The sequence below is a fragment of the Vallitalea okinawensis genome (assembly GCF_002964605.1).
In the GTDB taxonomy this organism is placed as follows: domain Bacteria; phylum Bacillota; class Clostridia; order Lachnospirales; family PQDH01; genus Vallitalea_A; species Vallitalea_A okinawensis.
In genome coordinates this window covers 266724-285303 of record NZ_PQDH01000003.1, presented here as the reverse complement: position 1 = coordinate 285303, position 18580 = coordinate 266724, and the positions used below count along the sequence as shown (strand labels likewise).

Annotated in this window: 22 protein-coding genes; 21 read left to right on the top strand and 1 reads right to left on the bottom strand. The window is 34.5% G+C overall.

The window, feature by feature from the left end:
- The first annotated feature begins 1 nt into the window (after window position 1).
- From miaA to C1Y58_RS10765, 7 genes are all read left to right on the top strand, one after another.
- Window positions 2-952 (top strand): tRNA (adenosine(37)-N6)-dimethylallyltransferase MiaA, encoded by a 951-nt coding sequence (gene miaA, locus C1Y58_RS10795; protein WP_105616054.1) that lies wholly within the window; start codon window positions 2-4, stop codon window positions 950-952.
- 238 nt (window positions 953-1190) lie between these two features.
- Window positions 1191-1418 (top strand): RNA chaperone Hfq, encoded by a 228-nt coding sequence (gene hfq / locus C1Y58_RS10790; protein WP_105616053.1) that lies wholly within the window; start codon window positions 1191-1193, stop codon window positions 1416-1418.
- Window positions 1419-1429: 11 nt separating this feature from the next.
- Window positions 1430-2716, top strand: a complete 1287-nt coding sequence (locus C1Y58_RS10785; protein WP_242985380.1) for a methionine gamma-lyase family protein — start codon at window positions 1430-1432, stop codon at window positions 2714-2716.
- A gap of 124 nt (window positions 2717-2840) precedes the next feature.
- Window positions 2841-4196 carry an RsmB/NOP family class I SAM-dependent RNA methyltransferase gene (locus C1Y58_RS10780; RefSeq protein ID WP_330404424.1) on the top strand — a complete coding sequence of 452 codons (1356 nt, stop codon included), beginning with the start codon at window positions 2841-2843 and terminating at the stop codon, window positions 4194-4196.
- Window positions 4187-4915, top strand: a complete 729-nt coding sequence (locus tag C1Y58_RS10775; protein WP_207655739.1) for a pseudouridine synthase — start codon at window positions 4187-4189, stop codon at window positions 4913-4915. Before C1Y58_RS10780 ends, C1Y58_RS10775 begins: the two co-directional genes overlap by 10 nt.
- A gap of 14 nt (window positions 4916-4929) precedes the next feature.
- The gene (locus C1Y58_RS10770; protein ID WP_105616050.1) at window positions 4930-5622 is read left to right on the top strand and encodes an HAD family hydrolase; all 693 of its coding nucleotides are present in this window, start codon (window positions 4930-4932) and stop codon (window positions 5620-5622) included.
- The gene (locus tag C1Y58_RS10765; protein WP_105616049.1) at window positions 5594-7492 is read left to right on the top strand and encodes a YgiQ family radical SAM protein; all 1899 of its coding nucleotides are present in this window, start codon (window positions 5594-5596) and stop codon (window positions 7490-7492) included. The genes C1Y58_RS10770 and C1Y58_RS10765 overlap by 29 nt, the downstream gene beginning before the upstream one ends.
- An 81-nt stretch (window positions 7493-7573) precedes the next feature.
- Here the strand turns inward: C1Y58_RS10765 and C1Y58_RS10760 are convergent, their stop codons facing one another.
- Window positions 7574-9103, bottom strand: a complete 1530-nt coding sequence (locus tag C1Y58_RS10760; protein ID WP_105616048.1) for a glycoside hydrolase family 31 protein — start codon at window positions 9101-9103, stop codon at window positions 7574-7576.
- 119 nt (window positions 9104-9222) lie between these two features.
- Between C1Y58_RS10760 and C1Y58_RS10755 the strand changes: the two genes are divergently transcribed.
- The 14 genes from C1Y58_RS10755 (at window position 9223) to C1Y58_RS10690 (ending at window position 18575) form a co-directional block, all read left to right on the top strand.
- Window positions 9223-10059, top strand: a complete 837-nt coding sequence (locus tag C1Y58_RS10755; RefSeq protein WP_105616047.1) for an AraC family transcriptional regulator — start codon at window positions 9223-9225, stop codon at window positions 10057-10059.
- A 64-nt stretch (window positions 10060-10123) separates the two neighbouring features.
- Entirely contained in the window at window positions 10124-10984 is an 861-nt protein-coding gene (locus tag C1Y58_RS10750) for a nucleoside monophosphate kinase (RefSeq protein ID WP_105616046.1), read from the top strand.
- Window positions 10985-11026: 42 nt separating this feature from the next.
- Window positions 11027-11467, top strand: a complete 441-nt coding sequence (locus tag C1Y58_RS10745) for an NUDIX domain-containing protein (RefSeq protein ID WP_105616045.1) — start codon at window positions 11027-11029, stop codon at window positions 11465-11467.
- An 80-nt stretch (window positions 11468-11547) separates the two neighbouring features.
- Entirely contained in the window at window positions 11548-12105 is a 558-nt protein-coding gene (locus tag C1Y58_RS10740) for a TetR/AcrR family transcriptional regulator (protein WP_105616044.1), read from the top strand.
- Between the two features lie 241 nt (window positions 12106-12346).
- Window positions 12347-13057: an SDR family NAD(P)-dependent oxidoreductase gene (locus C1Y58_RS10735; protein ID WP_105616043.1), complete on the top strand. Its 711-nt coding sequence runs from the start codon at window positions 12347-12349 to the stop codon at window positions 13055-13057.
- A gap of 29 nt (window positions 13058-13086) precedes the next feature.
- Window positions 13087-13590, top strand: a complete 504-nt coding sequence (locus C1Y58_RS10730) for a GNAT family N-acetyltransferase (protein WP_105616042.1) — start codon at window positions 13087-13089, stop codon at window positions 13588-13590.
- Window positions 13591-13751: 161 nt separating this feature from the next.
- Window positions 13752-14081 (top strand): PadR family transcriptional regulator, encoded by a 330-nt coding sequence (locus tag C1Y58_RS10725; protein ID WP_105616041.1) that lies wholly within the window; start codon window positions 13752-13754, stop codon window positions 14079-14081.
- Window positions 14068-14679 (top strand): ABC transporter ATP-binding protein, encoded by a 612-nt coding sequence (locus C1Y58_RS10720; RefSeq protein WP_105616040.1) that lies wholly within the window; start codon window positions 14068-14070, stop codon window positions 14677-14679. The genes C1Y58_RS10725 and C1Y58_RS10720 overlap by 14 nt, the downstream gene beginning before the upstream one ends.
- 1 nt (window position 14680) lies before the next feature.
- The gene (locus C1Y58_RS10715; RefSeq protein ID WP_105616039.1) at window positions 14681-15454 is read left to right on the top strand and encodes an ABC transporter permease; all 774 of its coding nucleotides are present in this window, start codon (window positions 14681-14683) and stop codon (window positions 15452-15454) included.
- A gap of 121 nt (window positions 15455-15575) precedes the next feature.
- Window positions 15576-15737, top strand: coding sequence for a YfgJ family double zinc ribbon protein (locus C1Y58_RS10710; protein WP_105616038.1), 162 nt, complete (start codon window positions 15576-15578; stop codon window positions 15735-15737).
- A gap of 481 nt (window positions 15738-16218) precedes the next feature.
- Window positions 16219-16686, top strand: coding sequence for a ribosome maturation factor RimP (locus C1Y58_RS10705; RefSeq protein WP_105616037.1), 468 nt, complete (start codon window positions 16219-16221; stop codon window positions 16684-16686).
- Window positions 16687-16766: 80 nt separating this feature from the next.
- Complete coding sequence (nusA, locus tag C1Y58_RS10700) at window positions 16767-17984, top strand: transcription termination factor NusA (RefSeq protein ID WP_105616036.1); 1218 nt, start codon at window positions 16767-16769, stop codon at window positions 17982-17984.
- An 11-nt stretch (window positions 17985-17995) separates the two neighbouring features.
- Window positions 17996-18268: an RNase P modulator RnpM gene (rnpM, locus tag C1Y58_RS10695; protein WP_105616035.1), complete on the top strand. Its 273-nt coding sequence runs from the start codon at window positions 17996-17998 to the stop codon at window positions 18266-18268.
- A complete protein-coding gene (locus C1Y58_RS10690) occupies window positions 18261-18575 on the top strand; it encodes a L7Ae/L30e/S12e/Gadd45 family ribosomal protein (RefSeq protein WP_105616034.1) in 315 nt (104 codons plus the stop codon). The genes rnpM and C1Y58_RS10690 overlap by 8 nt, the downstream gene beginning before the upstream one ends.
- Window positions 18576-18580 lie beyond the last annotated feature (5 nt).

Below are 18580 nucleotides of genomic sequence, written 5' to 3'. Positions count from 1 at the left end.
AATGAAGAAAAAACCGATGATTATTATTGCTGGACCTACAGCTGTAGGAAAAACTAGCACGTCAATTCAATTAGCAAAACGTATTGGTGGAGAGATCATTTCCGCCGACTCTATGCAAGTCTATAAAGCGATGGACATAGGAACTGCTAAAATTAAAGAAGAAGAAATGGATGGGGTGCCCCATTATTTGCTAGATGAGCTTAATCCAGATGATCCTTTTAGTGTGGCTGATTTCCAACGTCTTGCCAAGCAATATTATGATGATATTATTTCTCGTGGAAAAATACCTATTATTGTAGGGGGGACAGGGTTTTATTTGCAATCCATTATCTATGATATAGATTTTAATGAGATGGAGCCCGATCATGAATATAGGAATGAACTTACAATCCTAGCAGGAAAAGAGGGCACTAAAGTAGTTCATAAATTGTTAAGAGAAGTTGATGAAGTATCTGCAAATGCTATACCTCATCAAAATCTTAAAAGAGTTATTCGTGCTCTGGAGTATTATAAGCAGGCTGGCGAACCCATATCCCTACACAATAATCGTGAACGAGAGAAAGAAACACCTTATGATTTAGCATTCTTTGTACTTAATATGAATCGAGAAAAACTGTATGAACGTATTAATATGCGAGTTGATATGATGCTAGATGAAGGTTTACTCGATGAAGTGAGGTCGCTTTTAGATCAAGGTTATGATTGGGATTTAGTATCAATGAAGGGATTAGGTTATAAAGAATTTAAAGGTTACTTTGATGGCACTCAATCCTTAGAAGAAGCTATTGATATTCTTAAACGTGATACACGCCATTTTGCTAAAAGACAATTAACATGGTTTAGGCGTGAATCTAATGTCACATGGATAGACGTTGAGCAGTTAGGGTTGAATGCGACAAAAGTTACAGATTTTATGATGCATTATATCGAAAATAACTTGCACATTTTGTGATATTACTATAAAATAATTTTAGATTCTATTTTATCATAAAGGAAAGTTCTTGCAATAATCAATTAAATAAACCCTTTTAATTGATGACAAGGAAACTTTCCAAAGGATACAAACTTCCCAAGGAAGATGTAGCTAAGCTACTTTTGTTCTGAGGCAAAGATAAATTCTGTTTGGTAATTTTGATGGCCTTTGAAAGATATGAGCTTAAAGCTCTTAAAATTGTACAAGGGGTGAAGATATGAAACAACAGATTAATTTACAAGATATGTTTTTAAATCAAGCAAGAAAAGAAAGAATAGAAGTAACGATGTTTTTGGTGAATGGTTTTCAACTTAAGGGGTATGTAAAAGGATTCGATAATTTTACTGCAATTCTTGATATTGATGGTAAACAACAAATGATTTATAAGCATGCTATATCAACTATTATTCCTGCAAGACCAATTAACTTTAACAAAGACGAATAATAGGAGAAATGATGACTTTACTTAATCATTACAAGAATTTTGGCATCAAAGAAGAAGTTATTTCTTTTTGTAGTCATATAGAGACTTCAATAAAAGAACGTTTTTCTGCAATTGACGAAATAGCTGAATTGAATCAATTGAAGGTATTAAAGGCTATGCAGGATCATCGTGTCAGTGATGCTCATTTTTCTGCAACAACTGGTTATGGTTATAATGATATTGGCCGTGATACCCTTGAAGAGGTTTATGCCTCTGTATTTCGGGCGGAATCTGCATTAGTACGTCCGCAGTTAATTTCTGGAACACATGCATTGACAGTTGCTCTGTTTGGCAATCTTCGTCATGGGGATGAATTATTATCACCTGTAGGAAAACCTTATGATACCCTAGAAGGGGTTATTGGTATTCGAGAAACCCCGGGTTCATTAGCAGAACACGGGGTGTCCTATCGTCAAGTTGATCTTTTATCAGATGGATCTATAGATTATGATGGCATCAAAAAAGGTATTAACGATCGTACCAAGATGGTCACCATTCAACGTTCTAAAGGCTATACCACAAGACCAACATTATCTGTAGAAGAAATAAAAAAGATAATTCACATTGTTAAGTCTGTTAGAGATGATATAATTTGTATGGTTGATAACTGTTATGGGGAATTTGTTGAAGCTAATGAGCCAACGGAAGTTGGTGCAGATTTAGTAGTTGGATCATTAATAAAGAACCCAGGAGGCGGATTAGCGCCAATTGGGGGTTACATTGTTGGTAAAGAAAAATACGTAGATAACGCAGCATATCGACTTACTGCCCCTGGACTAGGAAAGGAAGTCGGAGCGACACTAGGGATTAATCAGCCTTTGTATCAAGGTTTGTTTTTATCACCGCAAGTGGTAGCAGGTGCCCTTAAAGGGGCTGTTTTTGCTTCTGCAGTTTTTGAAAAATTAGGTTTTAAGGTATTCCCAGCATCTCATGAAAAGCGTCATGATATTATTCAAGCTGTGAACATGGAAAATGCTGAACGTGTTATTAAGTTTTGCCAAGGAATACAAGCAGCAGCACCAGTAGATAGTTTTGTTATCCCTGAACCATGGGATATGCCAGGTTATGATTGTCCGGTAATCATGGCTGCAGGGACTTTTGTGCAAGGGTCATCTATTGAGTTAAGTGCTGATGCCCCAATCAAACCACCCTATACTGTATTCTTTCAAGGTGGTTTAACTTGGTACCATGCTAAATTAGGTATCATGAAAGCATTGCAAAATATGATTGATAGCAATACGATTCAATTAGAAATTTAAGATAAGTGATAATCTGATTGATAATGGATAGATTGCATATGATAGAATCACACTAAGAATGACAGCTATAGAGGCTGTCTTTCATCATGTTTGTAGTAAGGTGTAAGAGGAGAGACGATAATTGATGTTACCTGAAAGCTATAAAGAAAAGATGCAAGAACTTCTTGGTAAGGAATATGAAGCTTATTTGGATTCGTTTCATCAAGAGCGTTATTATGGTTTGAGAATTAATACTTTGAAATGGAGTCCTATGGATTTTAATAGGGAGCTATTTGAGTGTGAACCTATACCATGGTGTGACGAAGGTCTTTATTATAAAAAAGGATATCAACCTGCAAAAGATCCTTATTATCATGCAGGATTATATTATATACAAGAACCTAGTGCTATGTCACCAGCAGCTATACTTGATGTGAAACCTGGTGATAGAGTATTAGATTTATGTGCTGCTCCAGGTGGAAAGAGTACTCATCTAGGAAGTAAACTGCAAGGTGAAGGTATACTTGTCAGTAATGATATAAGCGTCAGTCGCACCAGAGCACTAGTAAAAAATATTGAATTAGCTGGTATTAGAAATGCTATTGTAACCAGTGAAGAACCTAAGAAATTGGTTAAAGCTTTTGAAGGTTATTTTGATAAAATACTTGTAGATGCACCTTGTTCGGGTGAAGGAATGTTTCGGAAAGAACCAGGGCTTATTAAAAGTTGGGAAGAGTTCGGCGTGGAGCACTTTGCAGAGATTCAAAGAAGTATATTACTACAGGCAGCTAAGATGTTAAAACCAGGAGGACAATTACTCTATTCAACATGTACTTTTGATCCTTCAGAAAATGAAGGTACTATTAAAGCTTTTTTAGAAGAACATCCGGAGTTTTGTCTAATTCCGATTCATAAAAGTGGGGGGATTGATGATGGACAGCCTGAATGGGTAAATGGACCTGATGAATTGAGTTATGCAGCAAGGTTATGGCCTCATAAGATTAAAGGTGAAGGTCATTTTATTGCACATATGGTGAAAGAAAATGCTGAGTTAAAGAATAATCAGATATCCAATAATATTAAGATATCGCATAAAGAACTAAAAGATTTTTACGATTTCTATGAAACTTATATGGAAGCTAAGGTTCCAAATGAGTTAAAAGTAATTAATGATAAAGTTTATAGACTGCCATATGATTTACCATCTTTAAAAGGGATACGGACACTACGACAAGGTTGGTTACTAGGAGAATTAAAGAAGAACCGCTTTGAACCTTCTCAAGCGTTTGCTATGGGACTTCGTATGGAAGATGTTAAACTATCGGTTAACATGTGTAGAGATGATCACAGGGTTATACGTTATCTTAAGGGTGAAACCATTGAAGTAAGCGGTGAAGATGGCTGGGTATTAGTTGGTGTCGATGGATTCCCATTAGGATGGGGAAAACGAATTAAGGGAAGAGTTAAAAATAAATATGCTAAAAGCTGGAGATGGCAATAGTGGAATGTAAAATGCGATTAGATAAATTCATAGCTTCAATGGGCTTTGGCAGCCGGAAGGAAGTTAAGAATAATATACGAAAAGGTTTAGTTACAGTGAATGACAATTTAATTAAAGATCCTGGGTTTGGTGTGATAAGAGGGAAGGATAGAGTCACATTAAAAAATCAGCCTATTACCTATGAGGATTATCAATATTTTATGCTTCACAAACCAGCTGGTGTTATTTCAGCTACTGAAGATCCAAAGCACAAAACTGTTTTAGATCTCTTAACTTCTAAGCACCGAAAGGATCTATTTCCAGTAGGTCGTCTGGATATAGACACAGAAGGCCTACTGATCATTACAAATGATGGAGAGCTAGCACATAACTTATTATCACCTAAAAAGCATGTTGAAAAGATTTATTATGCTAGAATACAAGGTGTTGTCACAGAAGAGGATGTAGAAGCTTTCAAAAATGGTGTTAACATAGATGATGACTATACAACTATGCCTGCTGATCTTAAGATTCTAAAAAGTGATCAGGTATCCAAAGTTGAGATCATCATAAAAGAAGGTAAGTTTCACCAAATTAAAAAGATGTTTGAAGCCAGAGATAAAAAAGTGATATACTTAAAAAGAATGGCTATGGGGAGGCTGCAGCTGGACCCAGAATTAAAACTTGGAGAGTATCGTGTTTTAAAAGTCGAAGAAATTGAACTATTAAAAAATCGTTAGTGGAGGTGGTAGTAATGCTTCAAGATATAAAAGCGGTTTTATTTGATTTAGATGGAACGCTAGTCGATTCTATGTGGATTTGGGAAGACATTGATATACGCTATATGGAGAAGATGAATATCACCTATAATTTATCTGACCTTCATGAAAATATTAATGGTATGAGTTTTACTGAAACAGCAGTTTTCTTCAAAGAAACCTTCAATATTAAAGATTCCGTAGAAGAGATTAAAGAAGATTGGGTTGAAATGGCTCATGATTATTATGCTAGTAAAGTACCTTTAAAGGAGAATGTCATAACACTCTTAAATGCATTAAAAGCTAAAGGGATAAAAATGGGGATTGGGACAAGTAATTCAAGAGAATTAGTTACCTTAATATTAGAGACTCATGGTATTACCCATTATTTTGATTCTGTTAGAACATCTTGTGAAGTTGCAACAGGTAAGCCAAGCCCTGATATATATTTAAAGGTTGCTGAAGATTTAGGGGTGCAACCAAAAGAGTGTATCGTTTTTGAAGATATTGAAGAGGGTGTGACAGCTGCAAATCGCGCTGGGATGCGCAGTTGTGGTATTTATGATGAATACAGCAAAGATAAAAAGACAAGTATCATTGCAATAGCAGATTATTATATACACAATTACTCAGAGGTATTAAGCTCGATAAAGGATGAAAATGATGAACAAATTTCTGCCAATTTCTAAGAAAGACATGGAGGAAAGAGGCTGGTCTCAGGTTGATTTTGTACTAGTTACAGGTGATGCTTATGTTGACCATCCCTCCTTTGGTGCAGCAATTGTAAGTAGGATTTTAGAAAGTCATGGCTATAAGGTTGCTATATTAGCACAACCAAGATGGGATACTGAAGAGGATTTTAGGCGATTTGGTAAACCCAGATTAGGCTTTTTGATTACATCAGGTAATATTGATTCTATGGTCAATAACTATACAGTTGCTAAAAAGCGGCGTAAAAAAGATGTATATTCCCCAGGAGGAGAGTTAGGTTCTAAGCCTGATAGAGGTGTGATTGTATATTCTAACGTTGCTCGTAGAGCCTACAAAGATGTACCAATCTTAATTGGTGGCTTAGAAGCATCTTTACGACGATTAGCTCATTATGATTATTGGGATAACAAAGTTAGAAGATCTATTCTGTTAGATGCTAACGCCGATTTATTAATGTATGGTATGGGTGAACGTACGATTGTAGAGGTAGTAGAAGCTCTTGAGAGCGGTATTCCTGTTAATGAAATCACTTTTATAAAAGGTACTGTTTATAAAACAAAGGATATTGAAAGAGCATATGATTATATTGAATTACCTGACTATAAGTTGATAAAAGACGATAAAATTGCTTACGCTGAAAGCTTTATGAAGCAAAATGATAACACTGATGCAATAACTGCAAAGACCCTTGTAGAGCCATATGATTACTGCTATGTGGTTCAAAATCCACCTAGTATGCCACTAGCTCAATCAGAATTAGATCGAGTTTATGGGTTACCCTACATGCGTCACTACCATCCAACTTATGAAAAGCAGGGTGGTGTTCAGGCTATTGCAGAAGTTAAATTTAGTCTTGTTAATAATAGAGGTTGCTTTGGTAGTTGTAATTTTTGTGCATTAGCTTTTCATCAAGGAAGAGTAGTGCAATCACGTAGTCATGAATCCATCTTAAAAGAAGCAAATGAGTTGGTGTGGGAGCCTGATTTTAAAGGATATATTCATGATGTAGGTGGTCCAACAGCTAATTTTCGCCATGCTGCTTGCGATAAGCAAAAAACTAAGGGTGTTTGTAAGAATCGCCAATGCTTATTTCCAAATCCTTGTAAGCAACTTAAAATTGATCACAAAGATTATATCAACCTTCTGAGAAAGTTAAGGGAAATACCTAATGTAAAGAAGGTATTCGTACGTTCAGGCATTCGTTACGACTATCTAATTAACGATACAGACGATTCCTTTTTTTATGAGTTGTGTGAGCATCATGTTAGTGGTCAGTTAAAAGTGGCTCCAGAACATATCTCACCAAAAGTGCTCGACAAAATGGGTAAACCTACTAAAGATATTTATGAGAAATTTATTGATAAATATAATAAAGTGAATAAAGAGATAGGAAAAGAGCAATATGTGGTTCCTTACTTGATGTCCAGCCATCCAGGATCGGACTTAAAAGCTGCTGTTGAGTTAGCTGAATATTTAAGGGATATCAAATACACACCAGAACAAGTACAAGACTTTTATCCAACACCTGGAACATTATCAACGTGCATGTATTATACAGGTATCGATCCAAGGAATATGCAGAAAGTTTATGTACCGAAATCCCCTCATGAAAAGGCAATGCAAAGAGCATTGATGCAGTACCGCAAACCAACCAATTATGAATTGGTTTTAGAAGCGTTAATTAAAGCAGGTAGACAAGATCTCATTGGTTTTGATAAGAAATGTTTAATACGACCACCAAAGCATAAAAAAGTACCTGGCTTAAATGATCAGAAAGCTAAAGATCAACGTAACGCAAAGAAAAAGAAACGAAAAACCATTCGTAACGTTCATAAAAAGAAAAAGTAACATAACTATATTAATGAGAGCCCATGTCTGATAGCAGACTTCATGGGCTCTTAATGTTTTAGAGACTATTTATAATTATATCTATTTAATTAATTGGTAATATGGTAAGCGATTGAGAGGTGCTTCAACGGTTATGGCACAGGGACCATTCACCACAGATTCATCATCACCTTTCCATGTGCCTTCTGGGAAATGAATCTCTTTCGTTATATCACCCTTGACTGTAACAGGAGCCACAAGAAGCTCATTACCTAACATGAATTGAGATGTTGTATGTTCAAAACCACCATCAGGGTATTGGTAAGCCATGTGACGTAGGATTGGATCTCCTGTTTTTGAAGCATGTTCTGCTAGAGAATATATATAGTCAGCATACTTTACATGTAATTCAGCTGCATTTTTACAGAGTAGGAAGTTCTCATGACTTAGAACGCGCCAAGGTGCAGCTGAAAACTGCATCATTGGAAAGAGAGCTGAACATTGAGCATAGCGTACAACTAATTCCTCATCTAAGTCCATAGCACTATCTAAAAAGTTGAGATATTCTCCACCACCAATCATGTCTGGACAAGTGAAACTATAGCCTAATAATCCCTGAGCTAATCCATTTGGTATTAAGCTAGCCAAACCTTTGTTGTCCCATGTATGGTTTTTATCACAAAGTCGTTGGGCTAAACCTAAACCTGCGTTCTTCCAAGCAGCACGGAACTCATTCAGTTCAAAATCTAATCCAAGGTTATTAAAATAATGACATTGATCGTTGGCGGAAGCTTCAGGAATAAAAGTCTGATCGTCATCACGATAGAAACGAGCATCACCAGCATCAAATTTAAAGCCATCTATACCGTATTCTTCACAAAGATAATCTAAGCGTTGTCGGAACCATTCTCTTGCATCAGGATTGGTAAGATCTAGAACAGCACTATAACCATTCCACCATTGGCGTATGGCGATGTTACCGTCTTTATCTTTTAACAAGATATTTTTACTTGCTAGATCTCTTGCTGTTGCACTATCAGCACTAATGAAAGGACATACCCAGAGCATGACATCAAAGCCCATATCATGTATCTGCTGAACCATCTTCTTAGGATCATTAAAGCGTGTACCACTAAATTCCCAAACCCCATAATCTTCTTGCCAATTGTCATCAATCATAAGAACACCTTTTGGCATACCTTTTTCGATGATCTTCTTAGCATAATCTAGTATAGCTTCTTCCTCCTGATCATACATTAATTCGATCCATGTATTGTACTGAGGAGAAGTGAATAATCTTTTAAATGGAATTTTGCCATCTGCCTTAAAGTATTGTTCACTAACATACTTATATACATCTTGCAAATGAGTTCCTTTGTGATCCACAATAATTGGTGATTGACTCTCTATTTTTAATGTTTGATTATCGATAGAATATGCAAAGCCTGTATCACTCCATACATACCTTCCCTTGTTTGAGAGAAGTAGAGGCATACCTTGGTTCGATGTAGTATTGACAGTTAAATCTCTTGTAATTGCTTGATTGCCGAAAGGCATGATGATACCATCCTCTACTAAACCACCCCACCATACTTCGTTTTCAAGACATTGTAGAGCTTCTATATGTGACATATTAATTCCTCCTATTTTTCATGTATTATTGAAGATATCAATATTATAAGCTTTTATTTTATTGATGAAAATGTTAAAATGTGATTATAAGATGTCGAAATGTGATATGGGAGTTTGGAATGAAGAGTATCATTAATTTAAGAAGTTCAGGAGAAATTCTTAAGGACGAATTAAAAGTATATCATACAGGTTATCAACAATGTACGAGAGGTTACAGTTTTGGTCCCTTTGTAAGAGACCACTATTTGATTCATTTCATTTTATCAGGAAAGGGGCTTTATAAAAATGGGCTTAATAGCTACGGTCTTGAAGCTGGTCAGGGTTTCTTTATTTTTCCGGGGGAACGAACATTTTATAAAGCTGATGAAGAAGATCCTTGGGCTTATTTTTGGATTGGGTTTCATGGTGGAGAAGCTGTTGATTTGATTAAAAAATCAGGGGTATCTTTGGAAAGTCCTATTATACATTTTGATTCTAAGCTTCTAGAAGTTTTAGAAACAATAATGAAGCTAGATAATCGAACCATCGAACAACAGTTACGTATTAAAGGATATCTACAACTTTTATTTGCTGAGTTAGTTAGAATAAACGGTACAGAAAGAATAGTAAATAAGGATCACATGGCTAAAGTCTATGTTAGGCAAGCAATAGAATTTATGAGTATTCATTATGTAGATCCCATAACCATTGAAGACATAGCAAATCATTTAGGTATTGATCGTAGCTATTTCTCTAGATTATTTAAAACTCATGAAGGTTACTCTCCAAAACAGTACCTCATTGAATATCGAATATTTAAAGCAAAGCGTCTATTGGAACAACAATCTTTAACTGTTTCAGATATTGCGCGTTCCGTAGGGTATAGCGATGCTTATTCTTTATCAAAAGTATTCAGTCGTATTACTGGTATATCGCCTACTAAGTATAGGCTTCTTCACAACAGCGGTGAGTTGTAATGAACTAGTGGATGCTGTATAATAGAAGGGATGTATAATGTTGCTAAATGAATGAGGTGAGGATGTGCAGTCAAGGGATATTCAGTCTGGTGAAGTCAAGATAACGGTTAAAAAAGTCCATGTTCAAGGTCGAGGTGCCATTGTTTTAACGGGTCCATCCAGTTGTGGTAAGGGTGAGATAGCAAAAGCACTTCAGAATATCTTAAGTATCCCAAATGAAAGACATTTATCAATGGGAAGTATTTTACGAATGACCATTGATAGAGCGCGAAATGACCAAGCCTTTAAAGAAAAGCTTTCAGCAGATTATGGCATTAGCTACCGAAAATCTATATTTGATTTAAGTTTAAATAAGAGAGAACATGTTTTGAAGGCAGAAAAATACAAAAAGGAACTCGATGATTATTGTGTTAAAGAGATGATTAGTCAATTAGACTGGTTAGAGTTTTGTGTAGTGAAAGGATTATTGATTCCTGATTTGTGGACGATTAAGCTAATCGATGCAATATTTGAATCATCACCAGAATTACAGGACAACATCTTTATTTTAGATGGGTATCCTCGTACTTCCGTTGCTGCTGAGAAACTATTAGGTACTTTTCTAAGATATCAAATACCATTAATAAAGGTTATACATTTATCTATTACAAAAGAAGAAATGAAAAAGAGAGCCTTTGAAAGAAAACGTGTCGATGATGATGACGAGAGTTTAGAACGGCGTTACGAGTTTTATATAGAAAAAGTACATCCTAGTGTGGATTATATGAAGATTCGCTTAGGTTCATCAAGAGTGGCACTCATTGATGCTCATCAGCCTATTTATGATCAATTTGATAAACTGGATATCGATAAATCTATTCAACAAGTAGCTTTAAAGGTTTTACATGAGTTAGGATTACCAAGTTACTTACTAGATCTCAAGTAAGAGATTATCTCTAATAGAACAAATCAACTAGGAGGAGAGTAAATGAACATTAACGGATGCGTCAGCGTTATAGCTGAAAGAGACAGCAAAATTCTCTTTGTTGTGGAAGGTAAAAAAGAGATGGAGGGACTATATAATTTACCAGGAGGTCGTTTAGAGCTTGGAGAAAATATAGTAGAGGGTGCTAAGCGTGAATTTATTGAGGAAACAGCTTGTAATGTTACAATAATGACCATGAATGGTGTTTATCAATATAAGAGTCAGACGGGAAATTCCCTCATTAATTTTAGTTTTGTTGGTCAGGTAGGCGAGAAACTGAGTCGAGAAATGGATAAAGATATAAAGGACTGTATGTGGCTGACCTATGATGAGATAAATAATTTACCTGAAGAAAAACTTTGGAATGGGCATGTGATTAAAGAAATGATAAGAGACTATGAAGGGAAGTCTAAGACGAATTTAGAGCTTATCAGAAATATTTAACTATGAAAAAACCTATTGAAGAGAATCTAAAAGTGTGTTACATTAGTTACTAGACGAGTGGTCTAGTGAGAGGTGGTTACATGACTAAAAAAGATGAGATTATTATGATTGCCGCTGATTTAATGCATCGCTATGGTTATCATAATATTGGAATAAAGAAGATTTTAGATACAGCCAATATCCCTAAAGGATCATTTTATCATTATTTTGAATCAAAAGAGGATTTAGCGATTCAGGTGATTGATTTTCATTTTAGTAACTTTATAAACGCTTTGAATCAAGTGGAGGATAGTGTTGATGGGTTAAAAACCTTTTTCGATATGTTCTTTTGTAAAAGTGAGGGGATGGATTATGTAGGTGGTTGCCCACTGGGTAATTTGATGCTTGAACTCGCAGATATAAAAGAAAGCTTCCGTGAACATTTATTAAAAGGAACATTGGCTACAGAGCAACTTATTACAAAAAAGCTAGAACAAGATAATTTGCAACATTCATTGGAGACAGATATGCTAGGGCGCCTGATTTTTCAAAGTTTTGAAGGAACATTAATGAAGGCAAAAATTGAGAAGAATAGTAATGCTTTTGAAGATTTTAGGAAGTTCATATTTGATTTTTTATTAGTTGAGATTAGAAAATAGGTTGTTAAAGTATAGCGTGTCTTAGGATATGACTATACTTTACTTTTTTCTCATTCTTTTATTTTCTCTTATCATAAATTATGATATAATATTAGGCATAATGTTCTGTATATTCTAAAGTATATAAGTTATCTGTCCAAGGTGCTCATACGGATGAGCCGACGACCTATATAAATAGATAAATGGTATGACAGGACCTATGCTTAGATGACTAGAACATAGCATTAAAGGAGGATGACCATTGCGAAGAAATATCTTAATTACAGGAGCTAATAGGGGTTTTGGTTATGCTTTAGTAAAAGAGTTCATAAAGTGTGATGATAGGGTTATTGCAGTTGTACGAAAAGAAGAATACGTAGCAGATTTGGTAAAGGAATTTGGAGATAGTATAATTCCCATAGTTGCTGACATCGCTGATGATAAAGCAATACAAACCATAAACAGTATTCTTGATAAAAGAGTTGACTGCATTGATATGATTATTAATAACGCAGGTGTTACTGGAAAGTGCCATGTTATTAATGATCTATCCACCAAGGAAATGGAAGATGTTATCAATGTACATTGCTTAGCTGTTATTCGAACATATCAAGCTTGCAAGGGGCATTTAAAACGTTCCCAAAAGCCAATGATTATCAATATATCATCTAGGCTTGGATCTTTATCAAGGATGGCAACTGGTGAATTTAAAAATAGAAAATTCTCATATTCTTATCGAGTTGCCAAAGCTGCACAAAATATGTTGTCCATCTGCATGGATCAAGAATTAAAGGAAATGAATATTCGTGTAATAGCAGTACATCCAGGACGATTATTAACACGGTCTGGAGCAGCTGATGCTGATACAACACCTACGGTTGGAGCACAGCGTTTTATTAACTGGGTTAACCATTATGAAGAGGATAACCAAACAACGTATATTGAACCAGGTATTGAGACAATACCCTGGTAAGAGTTACAGAGTTTGAAGGTGGGTTGAAGATGAATGTGAAATTACAAAAGATGAATTGTGAAAATGTGATGAAAACAGTTAAAGTCTATGATGAAGCATATGAATATAGAAAAAGGTCTGGCGGTAACTGTTTAACCAAGAATGATTCTACAGAGGCTTTACAAGTATTAGTCAAATGGTTAGATGAAGGTGATGTTTATAATATTATCGGGCATGGTGAATTGATAGGATATATCTATATTGAATACTTAAGTATAGAGCAGGCAGTACTAAAAGACATCTATATTATTGAAAAATACCATGGTAAGCGTATTTGTAAAAATGCTATGAGAGAGTTAGATGAAGCTTTAAAAAGATTAGGAATACAATATTTAACGGCTGATATTGTTCCAAAAAACAAGTATGTATTAAAGTTTTATCAAGATTGCGGTTTTGAACAAGTAGAATTTATCCAATTGAAAAGAAATATAATGGAAGAAATAAAAAATGACGATGTAGTATATATTGACGGCTGTCAATTTCAACGTTCGTAGAAGTTGAGTAAACACTTAATTTTGGAGTTTGAATCCCAATAATTAGGTGTTTTATTTTTTTGGAAAGTGACTTGACAATCAATTGTATCTGTTTTAAAATAATATCAGAACATGATATCGGAATACGATATCGTATTCCGATTTGTTAGGGTGGTGAATAAGTGAAAAATAAAGTTCTTAGGAAGCTATTCTTAGGCTTTGTTCAGATTCATATTCTGTATCATGCTAAGAATGAGCCTATATACGGTGTGTGGATGATGAAGGAATTGGATGAACATGGATACAGCATTAGCCCTGGGTCATTGTATCCCATGCTAAATCGAATGGAAAAGGAAGGGCTGCTATGGCGAGAAGAAAAAAATGTCGATGGAAAGATTATTAAGTTTTATAGCACAACTGAATTAGGTGAAGAAGTTCTGCATGAGGCCGCTACAAAGGCTGCACATCTATTCCATGAAATAAAGGAGGAGTTAAGTAATGATTCAATTTAAGAACATTCAATTGTCTTTTGACAAGAAAGATATATTTCAGGATTTTAATCTAGAAATTAATGAAGGCGAAAAGATACTTTTATTGGCTCCTTCTGGTAAGGGGAAATCTAGTCTGGTTAAGATGCTTCTGGGCTTCATAAAACCGGATAGTGGAGAGATTATCTATAGCGGTAAAGTTCTCAATAAAACTCATATTAAGTACTTTAGAAAGAATATCACATATATTAGTCAAGATGTTGATTTAAGAAACTTATCCGTTAAGGATCTTCTTAAAGAGATTCATGAATATAAAAATAACAATATTACTTATGATGAAAATAGTATATTAAAGTTATTTGATCATTTTGAATTGGAAAGAAAAAGTTTAGAGCATCATGTTAATGAGCTATCTGGTGGAGAGCGCCAGCGACTTGGTCTTATTGTATGCATGTTATTGAATCGTCCAACTTGGGTATTGGATGAGATTACATCTGGTCTTGACACAAGTTTAAAGGAACGAATGATCGATACCATTATGAAGAGTAAAAATACAGTTATTATAATATCTCATGATGATTTATGGTTAAAGCAGGATCAATTAAGAATAGTGAGGTGGTAAGATGAAAACAGTTGATATATCCTTCATTTCAGTTTTAAGTTTGCTTATTTTGGTGATTCCAATAGTACTGATTAACATGAAATTAAAGCTAGGAATAACAAAAAGAACTTTGAATGCTATCATAAGAATGTGTCTGCAATTACTTCTAGTTGGACTATTTCTACAGTATATTTTTGAACTCAATCACTGGTTAATCAATATTCTTTACGTATGCTTTATGATGATTGTGGCTTCACTTTCAGTCATAAAAAGTTCTACATTAGTGCTAAAAAAGTATTTTTTAGTTATTCTCTTTGCTATCATTGTACCTAATTTTATCGTTTTATCGTACTTTAATTATTTTGTTATACAACTTGACCAGATATTCGATGCCATGTATCTTATCCCTGTTTCTGGTATGTTATTAGGTAATAGTTTGAGTGGGATTATTATTGGATTAAATAAATTTTATAGTGGCATCAAAGAAAATGAAAAACAATATCTAACCAGTCTATCCTTAAGCGCCAATCGATTAGAAGCTATTAAACCCTATTTTAAAGAGGCAATTTTGGCATCAACGAATCCTGTCTTAGCATCATTAGAAACTCTTGGCCTAGTGTCGCTACCGGGTATGATGACTGGTCAAATATTAGGTGGGTCCTTACCAATGGTTGCAATTAAATATCAAATTGCTATTATGTTAGCGATATTTGTATCTAGATATTTTAGTACAATCGTTGCTATCTATATTAGTTCTTTGCGTGCATTTAATGATTATGATATGTTAGCTCTCTAAGGCATGGCAGAAACTTGGGTGTTCACATTTTTCTAATTACATGGTATTCTTATATTATTATATAATAATATATAGATGGTCCTATAAAATAATGTCCAATATCCATAAAGGAGTGATTATTATGGCAAATGAAAAATATTATTGCCCTGATTGTTTAAATGAATTAGAAGAGGAAAGTGGTTGTGGTTCAGTTAGTTATTTCTGTAATACATGTAAGAAACTTGTGTCACGATCTAAAATGCTATCTAAAAATGAACGTACAGAAGGAAAAGAAAAGGAATAAGTAATGCTTTTTTTGGTCATACTTAAATAAGAAATATATGAGACAGTTAATAATTATGCTTGAAAAGTATTATGAAGCGTGTTATAATTGTTTTAGAGTTATGGAGTGGGTGCGAACCCACTCTTATCTATTGTTACTACAAGTCCTGACGTAAGAACTTCCTAACTGAATAGGAAGTTTTTTGTTTAGCTACTAACAAACTTATACTTAACCCAAGTTATTCACAATAATTAATTAATGCTATGCACTGCTTTTGAATCTCTAAGCATCCTTGCAATTTCAAGATGAACCCTCCAGGTGCAATTTTGAAACTACAAGAACGCTTATAAATCCATAATCAGCACATATCTTCAATGTTTATTATGAATAATTCGGGCATAGTTATGTCTTGAGACTGCCTGTTATAAAGTCTAAGCATGAATAAAGTCTACATAATAGAAGACAATAGTAATGGGTGTATTTGTCAAAAAGGAGGTATATTATGGCAAAAAGAAAAGACATTGAGCAGGTTGTAGAAGAATTATTACAACCAATTTTAGATACAAAATATGAATGTGTTGATGTTGAATATGTTAAAGAAGGAACCAACTGGTACCTTAAAATTTACGTTGACAAAGAAGGTGGCATTACAATTGAAGATTGTGAATATGTAAGCCGCGCTATTGAGAAAAAACTCGATGAGGAAGACCCTATTGAAGGTGCTTATATATTAGAAGTAAGTTCACCAGGGTTAGATAGACCTTTAAAGAAAGAAAAGGACTTTAATCGTAGTATAGGAAAATTAGTTGAGGTAAAACTTTACACACCATTAAATGGTGAAAAAGAATTTATTGCTAAACTGATTAACTATAAAGGTGATGATCACGTAGTGCTTGAAATGGAAAGTGGAGAAGAAGTTACGCTTTCAAGAAAAGACATGGCGCTAATTCGATTAGCAGTTATATTCTAATGTTAATGGTAATTAGGCATAAACTAAAGAGAATTATATGTAATAATTTCTCTTGTGCCTTTATGTAGGAGGATGGAAAAATGAATTCAGAAATTGTGAATGCCATTGAACAATTGGAAAAAGAAAAGGGCATTGATAAAGACTACTTATTTGATGCAATCGAGACATCATTAGTAACAGCTTGTAAGAAAAACTTTGGTTCTACTCAAAATGCAAAAGTTATTATGGATCGTGAAACTGGTGATGTAAGGGTTTTTGCAGAAAAATATGTTGTTGATGAAGTCTTTGATGACGGTACAGAAATTAGCCTTGAAGATGCTAGACTTGTCAATATAGATTATGAACTAGATGATGTAGTTGATGTAGAAGTTACACCACGTAACTTTGGTCGTATTGCAGCTCAAACAGCTAAACAGGTAGTTGTTCAGAAAATTAGAGAAGCTGAGAGAGAGATCGTATATACTAATTTCAGTAGAAAAGAAAAAGATATCATGATTGGTATCATCCAAAGAAGAGAAAGAAAGAATGTTATGATTGACCTTGGGTCTGTGGAAGGTACATTAACACCTAATGAACAAGTACCTAATGAAGAATATTCTTTTAATAAACGTTTAAACGTTTATATATTAGAAGTTCGTAAGACAACAAAAGGACCTCAAATATTTGTTTCAAGAACGCATCCTGAGTTAATCAAACGTTTATTTGAAAGAGAAGTCCCTGAGATTCATGATGGAATTGTTGAGATCAAGAGTATTTCACGTGAGGCGGGCTCTCGAACTAAAATAGCTGTTTATTCAAATGAATATGATGTAGATGCAGTTGGAGCATGTGTTGGTCAGAATGGTAACAGAGTTAATGTCATTGTTAACGAGTTACAAGGTGAGAAGATTGATATCGTCTTATGGAATGAAGATCCACGAAGATTTATTGCGGCTTCATTAAGTCCTTCTAAGGTGATCCACGTATCTGTTGATGAAGAGAATAAGAGTGCTAGAGTTATAGTACCTGATTACCAACTTTCATTAGCTATCGGTAAAGAAGGACAAAATGCACGCTTAGCAGCTAAACTAACTGGTTATCGCATTGATATAAAAAGTGAGTCACAGGCAATGAGTTTAGGTATTCAATGGGATGAAGAAGCTGGACTTGAAGAAGGTTTAGAGGAAGTTTTTGAACCAGAAAATACTAAGAATGAAGTAGAAGTTAACGATGAAGATAATGACCAAAACTTTGATGATGATATTGACAGTTTAGTTATGGATATTCTCATGACAAGTGCTGAAGATAAAAAAGAGTAGAGGTTAATATTATGAAGACGAGAAAGATCCCTTTGAGAAAGTGCACCGGCTGTGGGGAGATGAAAAATAAAAAAGATCTTATCCGTGTTGTAAAAGATAAAGAAGGTAATATATCCATTGATTTTACCGGTAAAAAATCAGGTAGAGGCGCCTATATTTGCCATTCTGTAGATTGTCTTAATTTAGCTATTAAAAACAAAGGACTTGAAAGATCTTTTAAAGGTCAAGTAACTAATGAAATTTACGAACAATTAAAGAGTGAGTTGATGAGCAGTAATGAATAATAAAATTTTATCCCTTTTGGGATTATGTCAGAGAGCAGGGTTGTTAAAATCTGGTGAATTTGCGTGTGAGAAAGCTGTTAAAGGTAGAAAAGCAAAACTAATGATTATTGCTGAAGAAGCCTCAGACAATACAAAAAGCAAATTTATCTCAAGTTGTAAGTTCTATAATACGCCTTATCGAATTTACGGAGAAAAAGAAGAGTTAGGGCATGCAATTGGAAAAGGACTTCGTGCTACTCTTGTTATTCTAGATGATGGCTTTGCTAAAAATATTGTTAATCAAATTGACACTCTTTCCAAAAACTAATGGAG

Coding starts and splice junctions, on each gene's coding strand:
- nusA (WP_105616036.1), top strand. CDS start 16,767: ATGAATTCAGAAATTGTGAATGCCATTGAACAATTGGAAAAAGAAAAG.
- rnpM (WP_105616035.1), top strand. CDS start 17,996: ATGAAGACGAGAAAGATCCCTTTGAGAAAGTGCACCGGCTGTGGGGAG.
- C1Y58_RS10730 (WP_105616042.1), top strand. CDS start 13,087: ATGAATGTGAAATTACAAAAGATGAATTGTGAAAATGTGATGAAAACA.
- C1Y58_RS10745 (WP_105616045.1), top strand. CDS start 11,027: ATGAACATTAACGGATGCGTCAGCGTTATAGCTGAAAGAGACAGCAAA.
- C1Y58_RS10775 (WP_207655739.1), top strand. CDS start 4,187: ATGGCAATAGTGGAATGTAAAATGCGATTAGATAAATTCATAGCTTCA.
- C1Y58_RS10720 (WP_105616040.1), top strand. CDS start 14,068: ATGATTCAATTTAAGAACATTCAATTGTCTTTTGACAAGAAAGATATA.
- C1Y58_RS10785 (WP_242985380.1), top strand. CDS start 1,430: ATGACTTTACTTAATCATTACAAGAATTTTGGCATCAAAGAAGAAGTT.
- hfq (WP_105616053.1), top strand. CDS start 1,191: ATGAAACAACAGATTAATTTACAAGATATGTTTTTAAATCAAGCAAGA.
- C1Y58_RS10715 (WP_105616039.1), top strand. CDS start 14,681: ATGAAAACAGTTGATATATCCTTCATTTCAGTTTTAAGTTTGCTTATT.
- C1Y58_RS10705 (WP_105616037.1), top strand. CDS start 16,219: ATGGCAAAAAGAAAAGACATTGAGCAGGTTGTAGAAGAATTATTACAA.
- C1Y58_RS10710 (WP_105616038.1), top strand. CDS start 15,576: ATGGCAAATGAAAAATATTATTGCCCTGATTGTTTAAATGAATTAGAA.
- C1Y58_RS10765 (WP_105616049.1), top strand. CDS start 5,594: ATGATGAACAAATTTCTGCCAATTTCTAAGAAAGACATGGAGGAAAGA.
- miaA (WP_105616054.1), top strand. CDS start 2: ATGAAGAAAAAACCGATGATTATTATTGCTGGACCTACAGCTGTAGGA.
- C1Y58_RS10690 (WP_105616034.1), top strand. CDS start 18,261: ATGAATAATAAAATTTTATCCCTTTTGGGATTATGTCAGAGAGCAGGG.
- C1Y58_RS10780 (WP_330404424.1), top strand. CDS start 2,841: ATGTTACCTGAAAGCTATAAAGAAAAGATGCAAGAACTTCTTGGTAAG.
- C1Y58_RS10760 (WP_105616048.1), bottom strand. CDS start 9,103: ATGTCACATATAGAAGCTCTACAATGTCTTGAAAACGAAGTATGGTGG.
- C1Y58_RS10755 (WP_105616047.1), top strand. CDS start 9,223: ATGAAGAGTATCATTAATTTAAGAAGTTCAGGAGAAATTCTTAAGGAC.
- C1Y58_RS10740 (WP_105616044.1), top strand. CDS start 11,548: ATGACTAAAAAAGATGAGATTATTATGATTGCCGCTGATTTAATGCAT.
- C1Y58_RS10770 (WP_105616050.1), top strand. CDS start 4,930: ATGCTTCAAGATATAAAAGCGGTTTTATTTGATTTAGATGGAACGCTA.